Below are 12,049 nucleotides of genomic sequence, written 5' to 3'. Positions count from 1 at the left end.
TTTGAGATAAAATCATTGGCTCCCAGCTCAAAGGCGGAAAGCACGTTCTCTTCATTACCTGCGGATGAGATAATGATGATAGGCACTTTTGATCCAAGGGTATTCCTGACAAAATCTACCAGTTCGAGGCCGGAGAAATAAGGCATCATAATATCACTTACAATGATGTCTGGCATCTCTTTTTCCAGCTGTTCCTTCATTTCCCTTCCATCACAGGACCAGTGCACTTTGTACCCGGCCTTGTCTAAGCGGTAGTTGAGCAATGAAGCCAATAGTTCATCATCGTCTGCTAACAATATCTTTTTCATGATTGGTTTCTTTTACTTCTCTTTTTTTAATCGGGTTACTTCGGCATCCAAGGCGAATTCTACCATGGGATATTCTGTTACAAATTGTTGGAACAGAAAGTTCATTTGGTCATAATTTCTGTCGTTCATACAATGTTCGTGTAATTGCTGCACCAGGATGAGAAGGTTGCCAGTTTGCATCATTGCCAAACCCGCTTTTAATTTATGAGTGGAAAATTGTAATTGTTCAAAGTCTTTATTTTGGAGGTGTAACTTGGCCTTGCCAATAAATTCGAGAGCATTCCTCTTGTACAATTCTACCAATTCCGCGAGCATGTCTACTTCTCCCATGCAATCATCCAATACTTCTGTCAGATCTAGTTTGGTCAACTCATCTGCCTTTGGAGTAAGTTCCTCTTGGTCCTTCAAGCTGCCTTGAAAGTCCGTTGATTCAGGCTTTGTAATTCCATACTGGATCAATTTGTCAAGGAGCTCTTCGGGCGTATAAGGTTTTAAGATGAAATCATTTATCCCATCTTTGCTGGCTTTTTCTTTATCCTTTACAGAGAAATCGGCCGTTAAGGCAACAACAGGCACTTGTGAGATCCTTTGCTGTTGATGGGCCCTTATGCGTCTGGTAATTTCATATCCATCAACTACCGGCATATGCAAATCCATAAATACCACATCTATGAGCTCATTTTCCAATATTTGCAGACCTTCTAACGCATTCTCGGTAACAAAGAAGGTGCAGCCCCAACTCGTAAGTCGTTTTTTTATGAGATATTGATTTAAGGGATTATCCTCAAAAACGAGCACATTTAAGGTGTCTACAGATTGTCTATTTTCTTTCTTTCTTGTTTTCATTTTTAAAGGTTGTTTTTTGCCCAAGGCATAATCAAGTCTAATTGTAAACTGTGTTCCTTTTTGCAGTTCGCTTTTTACAGAAATAGCACCGCCCAGCCTATCAACAATTTGTTTTACGATGCTTAATCCAAGTCCGGCTCCACCATATTTGGAAAAGGTGTGCTGTTCTGCTTGCCGGAATGCTTCGAAGATATGTTTAAGATCTTCTTGAGGTATCCCAATACCAGTATCCTCAATAATGAATTCTATAGAACACTTGTTGTTTTGGATCCCTATCAACCGCATACTAAGCGAGACACTTCCCTTTTCCACGAATTTGATGGCATTTCCCAAAAGGTTGAGAAGTACTTGAGATAGCTTTGAGGGATCTCCAAGCAGATTCACCGGAATGTCAGGGTCCGTTTTTACTTCAAAGGCGATCTTTTTGTCAATGATCAATGTCTCACACAAATACACAACTTCGTTGATAAGATTTTGCATATTAAATGGAACTTCATTGAACTCCTTCGAACTGGCCTCTAGTTTTGAATATTCTTGTAACTCATCGATGATCTCCATCAAAAAACTTGAAGCGGCCTGAATGGCATGAACCTGTTCTTTTTGTGCTTCGTTTAAAGCCCCTTCCTCTAAGAGATCTGTAAAGCCAATTATGCCGTTTAGTGGAGTTCTGATCTCATGGCTTACTTTAGCTATAAGCCGCGATTCCTTCTCGTCTGCAGATGTTTTTGATCTGCTTCTATCACGGTCTATAGTGTTGTTTTTAATTCTTTCCGGCTCAAATCCCCAGATCTTGCCCTCCAAATCATTTTTAAACCTATCAAATGATTCTTTAAGTCGGGTAGCTTCTGCCGTAGTTAATTCTTCAAAAGAGAAACTGTTAAGTGCTACTTCTAAATCGGAAATTTGGCTAAGTAGGTTTTTAGATTTCAAGATGTTGGATTTGTTCAAACTATTCTTTACTAAAATCCCCCTTTAAAGGGGGGCTGACAATTAAATGTTACCTACACTGGGTATAGTGTTGTCAAATTGCTTTATTTGTAGGTCTAAAAAAGCGTCTAATGAAGTATTTCATCCAATTTCTATGCATTTTATCGGTACTATCCTGTGCAGATACCAAAAACCATGACAATGAAGATTTATTAGCAAACGCGAAAAGAATCCATGAAGCTGTCATTACTATCGATACGCATGACGACATCAACGTCAAAAATTTTACGGATAGCATAAACTATACACAACGTCTAGAAACACAGGTTAATTTGCCAAAAATGAATGAAGGTGGACTAGATGTGGCCTGGTTAATTGTCTATACAGGACAGGATTCATTGAACGCAGACGGCTATGCGCGTGCACATGAGAATGCCATGTCCAAATTTGAGGCTATTCACAGACTGTGTGAAGAGATCGCACCAGATCAAATAGGACTTGCCCTCACTTCAGATGAAGTAAGATCTATCCATAGATCTGGAAAGAAGGTTGCCATGATAGGCGTTGAGAATGCCTACCCGATAGGAGAAGATCTTTCCAATTTTGAGAAATACCAAAAACTGGGAGCCCGTTATGTATCACTTTCGCATAATGGCCATAGTCAGTTTTCAGATTCTAATACGGGAGAAGCAGATAGCATATGGTTATATAATGGTTTAAGTGAACTAGGTAAAAATGCTGTATATGAATTGAATAGAGTTGGAATGATGATAGATATTTCTCATCCTTCCAAGGCTTCAATGATGCAGATGATAGCGCTGAGCAAGGCGCCATTAATAGCCTCACATTCTTCTGCCAGAGCTCTCTGCAACCATAGCAGAAACCTGGATGATGAGCAATTAATGATGCTTAAGGAAAATGGTGGCGTGGTTCAAACAGTAGCATTTAGTTCTTATCTGAACACTGAGAAGGACGAGGCCCATTCTGCCTATATGAAAGAACTTTATAAGAACGTAGCCGATTCTCTTGGTCTTCCCTGGTATGAAAGGTCTCAATTTCGTTCCCTTAGCAGGGAACAACAGGGAGCCTTTATGGAAAACTACCCTAAAGTAATGGCTTTGGGCAGGGAATTGGCGAAATCCAGAAAAGATGTTCCACCTGCCGTAGATGTGTCAGATTTTGTGGATCATATTGATTATATGGTAGATCTAATAGGGATTGATCATGTAGGAATTAGTTCCGACTTTGATGGTGGTGGAGGTATTGAAGGTTGGTCTGATGCATCCGAAACGCTGAATGTAACCATAGAGTTAGTAAAACGCGGGTATACTGAGGAAGAGATTGGGAAGTTGTGGGGTGAAAACCTGATGCGCGTTTTAGACCAGGTGCAGGCAGTTGCCAAAGAAATGGGCTAATCTAGTCGTCATCTTCTGCAAGGCGATCTTTCACATATTCTATCTTTGTCTTGCCGTGTGGCAAGGGCTTTCCATTGGGGTCGAGATTCACCATGATGATATTGTCCACAGTAAGGATGGTTTCCCTATTCATTTTATTGCGTGCTTCGCATTTCAGGACAATGGAGGTCTTGCCAAATTTTACCACCTTTATACCTATCTCTACAATATCACCCTGATGGGCTGTACTCATAAAATTGATCTCTGACATATATTTGGTGACCACCTTTTTATTCTCTAATTGAATAATGCTATAGAGAACGGCCTCTTCATCTATCCATGAAAGCAAACGTCCGCCAAATAAGGTCTCATTAGCATTTAAATCTTCAGGTTTTACCCATTTTCTCGTGTGAAATCGCATAGTCCGAATTTTGGGACAAAAGTACCACAATTTCAAATCCGTCTCCAAAACAAAGTCAATACTTACCATTAATTATCAATCCTATAAATCAGAACAGATAAAATTGTCAACTCGGAAAAATTGAGGGGCCTGGGCTACTTAATTCATTTGTTAAACATATCAAAAGGATCTTCATTAATCCTCGGGAATTTAAGAAATTGGTGAAAATTTCAGTAGAATGATCCTATTTGTAGATATGGACGAGGTTATGGCAGATACCTATACTGCCCATATAGAGCATTATAATGATCGCTTTAAAGAATCGCTTACAAAAGAGGAATGTATGGGGTTCGAGGTATGGCAAAAGGTGCCTGCAGAAAGAAAAGATACCATATGGGAACATTATTATAAAGATGGTTTCTTCAGAAATTTGCGACCAATACAGGATAGTATTGAAATACTGGGGGAACTGAACAAAAAACATTCGGTCTATGTGGCCTCTGCTGCCATGCAATTCCCTAATTCACTTTTAGAAAAGCACCAATGGCTCGATGAACATTTCCCTTTTATCCATTGGAGAAATCGAATCTTGTGTGGCGATAAAAAGATCCTGCGAGGAGATATCCTCATTGATGATCGCAGTCATAATTTGGAGAACTTTCAAGGAAGGTCCATGATCTTTACTTCACCACATAACATCCATACCAATCATTTTGAACGGATGAATTCCTGGCAGGAAATAGCCAAAGAACTTCTTTAAAAAGAAGAATTGAAATTTGTTTATAACGCCGTTAACAAGTAATTCACTTTTGCAGAAAGCCCCTATTTGGATTTTCTAATTTTATAAAACTTCAAAGATGAACGATAGATCTACCGAGCTTCTGAGGTTTCGGCCCTTATTGCCAAATGCCCGGGTAACAGAGGAGATGAGTCTGGATGAGCAGTTTCAAAATGCAACACTAAGGCCCATCATCAAATTCCAGAATAACCTTTTGGTCGCAGCTTTCAGAAATTATGCCAACAAGCATAAGAACTCCTTTTATGAACTCACCCTTCCTAAAAGACTGGAATACATAGAACATGCGGTTCAAAAAGATATGAAATTTAGGAATTCACTCAAGGGTATGATCATTGGCCAATTTACGGTTGAAGAGTACGAAGCCTATATTCAAAATTCCTCAGCGCTCAATAAGAGAATGATGAATATGGTTGTTGAAAGAATAAAAGATCAGGTGCAATTATTTGAGCTTGCACCATTAGTCTAACAATGATTCTCCATTGAGGTTGGTAGTGAGGATATCACTCATTAGATCAAAATAAGGACGGATCCTTTTAAAGGAGTCGTTTACTTGGTTGTGAAAATCAGGGCTAAATACTTCCGCATCCGTGAAATTCCTGACAAAAATGAATTGCTTCTTACGAATGAGGTCTATATCCGGATGATCTTTTTCAAAGCCCTTAGGAGCTGTCTTAAGTTCCTCTCCAGTAATACTCCCCCAGGTTTTTCTAAAAACAGGTTCGGAAAATACTTTTCTGAACACGGTAGCATCCATTTCCAATTCCTTTCTTATTCTGAGGAGATCCTCTTTGTTTGGCTCCCAAAATCCGGCAGCTATAAAGGTTTCACCCGGTTTAAGCCGGAGGTAATATCCACCTCGCAATCTATCCCCTGCCCTGGAGAATGATCCTGCAAAATGCGTTTTAAAAGGAGTTTTGTCTTTTGAAAAGCGCACATCCCTATAAATACGGAACATTTTTAGTCGCTCAATATCGTCATGGAGCCGCATCTGTTCCATTAGCTGCTGATAAAATTCTTTTACCCCGGTCTCCAGCAATTTGTATTGATCTTTATGTTCATTGAACCAATCCCTATTATTGTTGGCAGCCAGGGTTTTTACAAAGGCAAAAGCCTCTTTATTTATGACGGTTTTCTCCATAAGAAATGTCTATTATACAGATTTATCTTAAAGTTAACCTTTTTGTAGGAGGCTCTTTTTAATTAATGATTAATTTTATTTTGAAAACAACGTATATGGATACCCTTACTATTATAAATAAAATAAAGGCACATAAGACACAACCTAACCTTAGATTTCGACTTAAAAAGGAAACGGAGGCCTTTACTGATCTGCTATTCCTATCCCTTTTTGATATAGAAACCCCATTTGATGAAAATTTGCCAGAGTTGGCCAGACAATTCGATCGATTGGTGGAAATGGCCTGCTGGGATCCTCATAAGCCCTGTTCTTCCGCATGGAATGAATATCTTCAAACCCTTCCAATGGTATTAGAGAAACTTAATCTGGATGCAATGGCCATTGCCGATTGCGACCCGGCTTCCCTGTCTATTGAAGAGGTATATCTGGCCTATCCTGGATTTTACGCCATCGCCATTTACAGGTTGGCACACGAATTATACAAGAAAAAATTCCCGCTGGTTCCAAGGTTAATGACCGAATATGCCCATAGACAAACAGGAGTTGACATTAATCCCGGGGCCCATATCGGGAAATCATTCTTTATAGATCATGCCACGGGTGTGGTCATTGGTGAAACTGCTGTGATTCATGATCATGTGAAAATATATCAGGGAGTAACCCTGGGAGCATTGTATGTTGCCAAAGATTTACGTGAAACAAAAAGACATCCTACTATTGAAAATAACGTTACTATCTACGCCAACGCCACTATTCTTGGTGGTGATACCGTTATTGGGGCTAATTCTATCATTGGGGGAAATGCCTGGTTAACTGAGTCTGTACCGCCTAATTCAACAGTATTTCATTCTCCTGAAATAAAAATAAGAACAAATAATAATGGCAAATAGTCTAACAGATCTAATAGGAAATACCCCTTTGGTAGCATCAAAATCCTTAAATACCAATCCAGATGTATCCTTATATTTTAAGCTAGAAGGACAAAATCCGGGAGGTAGTGTAAAAGATCGTGCTGCCTTGAATATGATTGCCAGTGGACTGGAAAGAGGAGCATTTACCTTGGATTCCAAATTAATAGAAGCCACCAGTGGAAATACCGGAATTGCGTTGGCGATGATCGCAAGTTTATACGGCTTGTCCATAGAGCTGGTAATGCCGGAAAATGCCACTGCGGAACGCGTTCAAACCATGAGAGCTTATGGAGCCACAGTGACCTTAACCAAGGCCGATATTGGAATTGAAGGAGCAAGAGATTATGCAGAAATGAAAGTAAAGGAGGAAGGGTATATAATGATCAACCAATTCTCAAATGACGATAATTGGAAGGCCCATTACAAGAGTACAGGTCCTGAGATCTGGCAGGGCACTCAGGGATCTGTTACCCATTTTGTGTCCTCAATGGGTACAACAGGGACCATCATGGGGACATCGAGATATTTAAAGGAACAGCGGCAAACAATAGAGATCGTTGGAGTGCAACCTACAGACGATTCCAGTATCCCGGGAATACGTAAATGGCCCAAGGCCTATCTCCCAAAGATCTTTGATCCCAAGAGAGTAGATAGAGTTATTGAAGTTAGTGAACAAGAAGCGAGGGAAATGACCAAACGCCTTGCAAAGGAGGAAGGGATTTTTGCCGGGATGAGCAGTGGAGGCGCTACTGCTGCTGCACTCAGACTAGCTAATGAATTAGATCATGGGGTCATTGTCTCAATCATTTGTGACCGCGGAGATCGATATTTATCTTCTGATCTATTCATTTGAGGTGTATTTACAAGAGATTATTTAAAATAAAAAATGCACCACTTCTGGTGCATTTTCCTTTTACTAAAAAGTGTCTCCTATTGCGAGTCGTCCACGGTTTTATCTACCACTTTTTCAACTTTTTCGGCACCTTCCTTAACGGCATCCCCAACTTTTTCTGCGCCATCCTTAACTGCTTCCTTGGCATCTTCTGCGCCATCTTTGACTGCTTCCTTAGCATCTTCAAGGGCATCATTAACTTCTTCTGCACCTTCCTCCATGCTATCTCCTACATCTTCAATAGCGTCATCTACTTTTTCTTCCGCAGATTTTGTGTCTCGGCATCCTATCATTATTAGGCCTGCGACAAAGAACATTAAACTAGTTGTAATTAAATTTTTAAATTTCATGATTTTTGTTTTTGATTATTAGATTCTATTAATTTATTTTTTGCACTTACATTATTTGATAATCTTCTACTTTAAAAGAAATTTCGTTACCGTTGGCATCTGTAAATATGAAAACCTCTTTCCCCTTATTCAATGCATCTTTAGATAGGTCCGTATTTTCAATGATCATTAAATTTTCTCCTTCTCCAAGAGCTACATAGAGTTCATTTTCATTCAACAATAAGACAAAGTCTGATGTTACGTCTGCAATATAACTAAACCGGATCATTTCATCAAAATCGTCATCTTGATCCAGATCAATTTACACTGTTTTGTAGATGGTCTTTTTTGGAAATACTCGATCCTGATCTACTTTGCCTTTGTCTTCATTTTCGAATTGCATTTCCTGAGTTTGTGCTGTATTAATTCGCACTGTGTTTTTGATCAATTCGCCATCCTCATAGAGTTTATAGGTCTTTTCTGTGGTTTCAAGGGCTATGGTATCTATTCGTAAAGTCCTTGCTTCTTCCTGCATATTGCTTACTTGAGCATATCCCAACGAAGTTGTTAGTAGACTCAGTAATGCAAATGATATATATGTTTGTAAATGTTTCATGTTATTATTTTTAAGATTACTATTTGTTTTATTGATTTTGTTCTGACTAGTTAGTTGAGAATGCTTCTGCTACTTTTCCAGGCTTCAGATCTAGTCCCGTATTAAATTCCAGGGTCCGGATAGGAAATGGAATATTAATATCCTCTTTGTCAAATGCTTTTTTCAAGGCTTTGATCACGGTGTTTTTCGCCCTTAACTTTTCGATCGCACTTTCACTTGTGATATAAAATCTGGTTATAAAGTTTATAGAACTGGCTCCGAATTCCTGGAAGTAAAATTCTACATCATCTTCTGAAGCTACCTGCTCGATTGCTTTTTTGACAGTACTTTTTGTTAGTTCTTCAACATGGTCCAGATCGGATTCATACCCAACTCCACATTCCAGAACTACCCGCATTTTATTGGTGAGTGTAAAGTTTTTGAGCGGGTTTTCTAATATGGTCTTATTAGGAATGATCACCTTGTTGTTATCGGCCTCTTTGATTATGAAATTGTTCAAATTAATTTTGATCACTTCTCCAGCATAACCGTTAGTTTCTATCCAATCACCAATTCGTATATTCTTTCTAAAAGACAGTACTACACCAGAGATGGTATTAGACAATGTTCCCTGTAGGGCAAGACCTACTACTAAACCAGCTACTCCGGCTCCTGTTAAGAGAGACATTAAGGCATCATTGAGGTCTAAAATACTCAGTGCTAGAAATAGTCCAACAAGAACAACAACAACAGTGGTTATATTTGATATTAAGTTGGTAATTGATTTCTGTGGTACTCGTTTCTGAACCAATTTTTTAACTCCTTTACTCGTGTATCGCGCTATAAAATATGCACCGAAAAGTACTACAATAGCCAGGATCATATTGGGTAAGTTTTCCATTAAGGTTGTCCCCCACTCCTCTAATTTTTCGAGTAATATATTTAATGATGTGCTTAATTCTTCTTTCATTCTACTTTGATTTTATGGTTAAACATTAATTTCCTGAGCAACTACAAAACACTAGATCACTGAGGCATTATTCAATTCTCCCTTTTTATCCTTATTCCAGGCATTTAGCATCCAGCTCACCTTTTCCATTTCACGAATATATGCGCCAATCAAGTCGATCGTACCCTCGTCTTTTACTGCGTCTGCTTTGGACTTAACCTCAGTCATTTGCTTTAAAATGATACTGTGTGACTTAAGGATTTCAGCTACCATTTCTGTATCCTGCAGTTTTCCAGTACTTTCTTCTATAGTTGCTGTTTCCAGGTAAGCACTTAAGTTACTCATCGGATGGTATCTAAGCGTTAAAATTCTTTCAGCGATCTCGTCGATCTTAGTTCTTGCATCTGTATACATATCTTCAAATTGCTGGTGCAGGTCAAAAAAATTCTTACCTAGAATGTTCCAGTGAAAATTTCTTAATTTTTGGTAATACAGATGGTATTCTGCCAATAGCGTATTGAGTTCAATAACTACCGGCAATAGATGTTCTTCTTTGATGTTTAAATAATTCATAGTGTGATTTAATTTTTAATAAAAATTTTGTAATTGTTGGAGGAAAATCTTTGTAATGTCACTTAGAACGTGACTTGTTTGGCGAATGCCTACTAAAAGTGTTTTATTAATTATCCAACACCCTTAATATAAGGGCTAAGAGAAATTTGTCAACTCATTTAACACCCTTTAACAGAAATTAAGAAGAATTAACAAAATGAGAGGTTAAAGATTGTTGAGAGTACTAAAAAAATTAACAACAAATACGTGTTATTGAGATGAATTTTGATCTGTTGATTCAATTTATCGATCAGAAATCAATAGAGAATCAATGGCATCTCGGTAGGTTTGAAAGGCGCTTAGATCATTGTGCCCTCCTCCTTCAATGATTATGTAATCTGCCGACTTACCTTCCAGGCTGCGGTATAGCTTTTCTGAAGATTGGATGGACACTACTTTATCCTGATCACCATGGAGAATTAAAATTGGGCAGTTGGCAGCCTGTAGATACTGATACGACTTAAATTGATACTTTAGTAATGAGTTCAATGGAAGAATTGGAAACCTATCTTGTGCTACATCAAGCAAACTATAAAAAGGAGTTTCCAGAACAAGTAAAGAGGGAGTATGCATGGAAACCAAATAAGAGGCCATTGCCGTCCCCAGAGATCTGCCATATAAAATAATTTCCTCTTCCTTATACCTCTCCGAAACGTATTTATAAAATAACTGAGCATCACTTAGTAAAGCTCCTTCACTTAAACTTCCGGTACTTTTACCATAGGTTCTGTAATCCATTATGACCACATCGTAATTCAACTTCACAAAATATTGTGCCACTTGTCCCCAACGAGATAGGTCACCGGCATTCCCATGAAAGTAAAGGATTACTCCTTTAGGATCTTTTCTTTTGAAATGGAGGGCATTCAGCTTTGAACCATCATCTGAAGTCAGGTAAAACTCTTCAAAGGGCTCGTCAAAGGAAAAGCTATAATTGGCAGGCAATTTACTTGGTAAAAAAATTAGTTTTTCCTGTAAGAAATAGAGCATAGTCAAAATAATTAGAACACCTGCCAAAAGGCCCAATAAGATCCTTTTTGCTTTAAGCATGGCGCTTGGATACACTGTGTTTTACATGAATACTAGATCCCTCCAGGTTCACTTTTTCTGGTTTTGAAGTTATGATGTCATTGAGCATTTTATGATAGGCTTCAAACGTATTTAAGTTCTTGTGTCCCCCTCCTATTACAGTATAAAGGGTGGTTTGTGAAGGCTTTACCTTGGATAGTCTTACACTGGTTTTATAGGGGATAAGATTATCATCGGTGCCATGTATAATGTGTATAGGACAATTCACATATTGTAACCATTTGTAGGTAGGCATTGGAAATTTTAGCAAGAGGGATAAAGGCATAAAAGGCATAAATTTCTTTGCGACGTGTTTTAAGCTGTAATAAGGAGCATCTAGAATAAGCATCCTGGGATTGTTCATGGAGGCTAACTTAGTGGCAAATCCAGAGCCTAGAGAACGGCCGTAAAGAATAATATACTTTTCATCTACCTTCTGTTTAATTTTGTCATAAACCACTTGCATATCGCGTTTTATGGCCTTTTGAGTGCGCCTTCCGGTGCTTTTTCCAAACCCCCGATAGTCAACCATAAGCACATCATACCCGTGTCTGGTGAAATCAACAGCAAACTTCCCCCAGCCTTTGATACTTTTAGAATTACCCTTGAGATAGAAAACTATTCCCTTTGGGTCTTTTGCTTTAAACCTCAGGCCGTTGATCACAGCACCATCCCTAGTTTCTACATTGTATTCCTCGGTCTCCTGATGTTCGTAATAGAACTGAAAATCTGCAGCCAGTTTCTCGGGTTTGAACATAAGGTAGTCCTGCAAAATATAGACCAGCACACTTATCAGGAAATAAGCTGCGACAAGAAAGATTATAAGATATCCCCACACTGGCATACACTACTATTTCTGATTAAGATACAATTTCTTGCAA

The 12,049-nt window shown here is 38.6% G+C and carries 16 protein-coding genes; 5 read left to right on the top strand and 11 right to left on the bottom strand.

Annotated elements, in window-relative coordinates; translation table 11 throughout:
• On the bottom strand, window positions 1-308 hold a 308-nt coding region (locus Q0X72_RS04535; RefSeq protein ID WP_297762450.1), incomplete at its 3' end, for a response regulator.
• 12 nt (window positions 309-320) lie between these two features.
• Window positions 321-2,084 carry an ATP-binding protein gene (locus Q0X72_RS04530; protein WP_297762448.1) on the bottom strand — a complete coding sequence of 588 codons (1,764 nt, stop codon included), beginning with the start codon at window positions 2,082-2,084 and terminating at the stop codon, window positions 321-323.
• Between the two features lie 128 nt (window positions 2,085-2,212).
• Between Q0X72_RS04530 and Q0X72_RS04525 the strand changes: the two genes are divergently transcribed.
• Window positions 2,213-3,496 carry a dipeptidase gene (locus tag Q0X72_RS04525; RefSeq protein ID WP_297762446.1) on the top strand — a complete coding sequence of 428 codons (1,284 nt, stop codon included), beginning with the start codon at window positions 2,213-2,215 and terminating at the stop codon, window positions 3,494-3,496.
• A gap of 1 nt (window position 3,497) precedes the next feature.
• Here the strand turns inward: Q0X72_RS04525 and Q0X72_RS04520 are convergent, their stop codons facing one another.
• Window positions 3,498-3,896, bottom strand: a complete 399-nt coding sequence (locus tag Q0X72_RS04520; protein ID WP_297762444.1) for a hotdog domain-containing protein — start codon at window positions 3,894-3,896, stop codon at window positions 3,498-3,500.
• Between the two features lie 217 nt (window positions 3,897-4,113).
• Between Q0X72_RS04520 and Q0X72_RS04515 the strand changes: the two genes are divergently transcribed.
• Both Q0X72_RS04515 and Q0X72_RS04510 read left to right on the top strand, forming a co-directional pair.
• Window positions 4,114-4,635 carry a 5'(3')-deoxyribonucleotidase gene (locus Q0X72_RS04515; RefSeq protein WP_297762442.1) on the top strand — a complete coding sequence of 174 codons (522 nt, stop codon included), beginning with the start codon at window positions 4,114-4,116 and terminating at the stop codon, window positions 4,633-4,635.
• Between the two features lie 97 nt (window positions 4,636-4,732).
• Window positions 4,733-5,140: a glyoxalase gene (locus tag Q0X72_RS04510; RefSeq protein ID WP_297762440.1), complete on the top strand. Its 408-nt coding sequence runs from the start codon at window positions 4,733-4,735 to the stop codon at window positions 5,138-5,140.
• Here Q0X72_RS04510 and Q0X72_RS04505 read toward each other — a convergent pair.
• The gene (locus Q0X72_RS04505; protein WP_297762438.1) at window positions 5,132-5,812 is read right to left on the bottom strand and encodes a DUF2461 domain-containing protein; all 681 of its coding nucleotides are present in this window, start codon (window positions 5,810-5,812) and stop codon (window positions 5,132-5,134) included. The two genes, Q0X72_RS04510 and Q0X72_RS04505, sit on opposite strands and share 9 nt — an antisense overlap.
• A 95-nt stretch (window positions 5,813-5,907) precedes the next feature.
• Between Q0X72_RS04505 and epsC the strand changes: the two genes are divergently transcribed.
• Both epsC and cysM read left to right on the top strand, forming a co-directional pair.
• Window positions 5,908-6,702, top strand: a complete 795-nt coding sequence (gene epsC / locus Q0X72_RS04500) for a serine O-acetyltransferase EpsC (RefSeq protein ID WP_297762436.1) — start codon at window positions 5,908-5,910, stop codon at window positions 6,700-6,702.
• A complete protein-coding gene (cysM, locus tag Q0X72_RS04495; RefSeq protein WP_297762434.1) occupies window positions 6,692-7,576 on the top strand; it encodes a cysteine synthase CysM in 885 nt (294 codons plus the stop codon). Before epsC ends, cysM begins: the two co-directional genes overlap by 11 nt.
• 77 nt (window positions 7,577-7,653) lie before the next feature.
• On the opposite strand, the gene Q0X72_RS04490 is transcribed toward cysM, so the two are convergent.
• The 7 genes from Q0X72_RS04490 to Q0X72_RS04460 form a co-directional block, all read right to left on the bottom strand.
• On the bottom strand, window positions 7,654-7,965 hold the full coding sequence (locus Q0X72_RS04490) for a hypothetical protein (protein WP_297762432.1): 312 nt from the start codon (window positions 7,963-7,965) through the stop codon (window positions 7,654-7,656).
• Window positions 7,966-8,011: 46 nt separating this feature from the next.
• A complete protein-coding gene (locus Q0X72_RS04485; protein WP_297762430.1) occupies window positions 8,012-8,233 on the bottom strand; it encodes a hypothetical protein in 222 nt (73 codons plus the stop codon).
• A 33-nt stretch (window positions 8,234-8,266) separates the two neighbouring features.
• Window positions 8,267-8,560: a hypothetical protein gene (locus Q0X72_RS04480; protein WP_297762429.1), complete on the bottom strand. Its 294-nt coding sequence runs from the start codon at window positions 8,558-8,560 to the stop codon at window positions 8,267-8,269.
• Between the two features lie 46 nt (window positions 8,561-8,606).
• Window positions 8,607-9,509: a mechanosensitive ion channel family protein gene (locus tag Q0X72_RS04475; protein ID WP_297762427.1), complete on the bottom strand. Its 903-nt coding sequence runs from the start codon at window positions 9,507-9,509 to the stop codon at window positions 8,607-8,609.
• A 51-nt stretch (window positions 9,510-9,560) separates the two neighbouring features.
• The gene (locus tag Q0X72_RS04470; protein WP_297762425.1) at window positions 9,561-10,061 is read right to left on the bottom strand and encodes a DNA starvation/stationary phase protection protein; all 501 of its coding nucleotides are present in this window, start codon (window positions 10,059-10,061) and stop codon (window positions 9,561-9,563) included.
• Window positions 10,062-10,343: 282 nt separating this feature from the next.
• Window positions 10,344-11,150: an alpha/beta fold hydrolase gene (locus tag Q0X72_RS04465; RefSeq protein ID WP_297762423.1), complete on the bottom strand. Its 807-nt coding sequence runs from the start codon at window positions 11,148-11,150 to the stop codon at window positions 10,344-10,346.
• Window positions 11,143-12,012, bottom strand: a complete 870-nt coding sequence (locus Q0X72_RS04460; RefSeq protein WP_297762421.1) for an alpha/beta fold hydrolase — start codon at window positions 12,010-12,012, stop codon at window positions 11,143-11,145. The genes Q0X72_RS04465 and Q0X72_RS04460 overlap by 8 nt, the downstream gene beginning before the upstream one ends.
• Window positions 12,013-12,049 lie beyond the last annotated feature (37 nt).

The sequence above is a fragment of the uncultured Muriicola sp. genome (genome assembly GCF_947258935.1).
GTDB lineage: Bacteria > Bacteroidota > Bacteroidia > Flavobacteriales > Flavobacteriaceae > Muriicola.
This window is presented reverse-complemented; position numbering and strand designations above follow the sequence as displayed.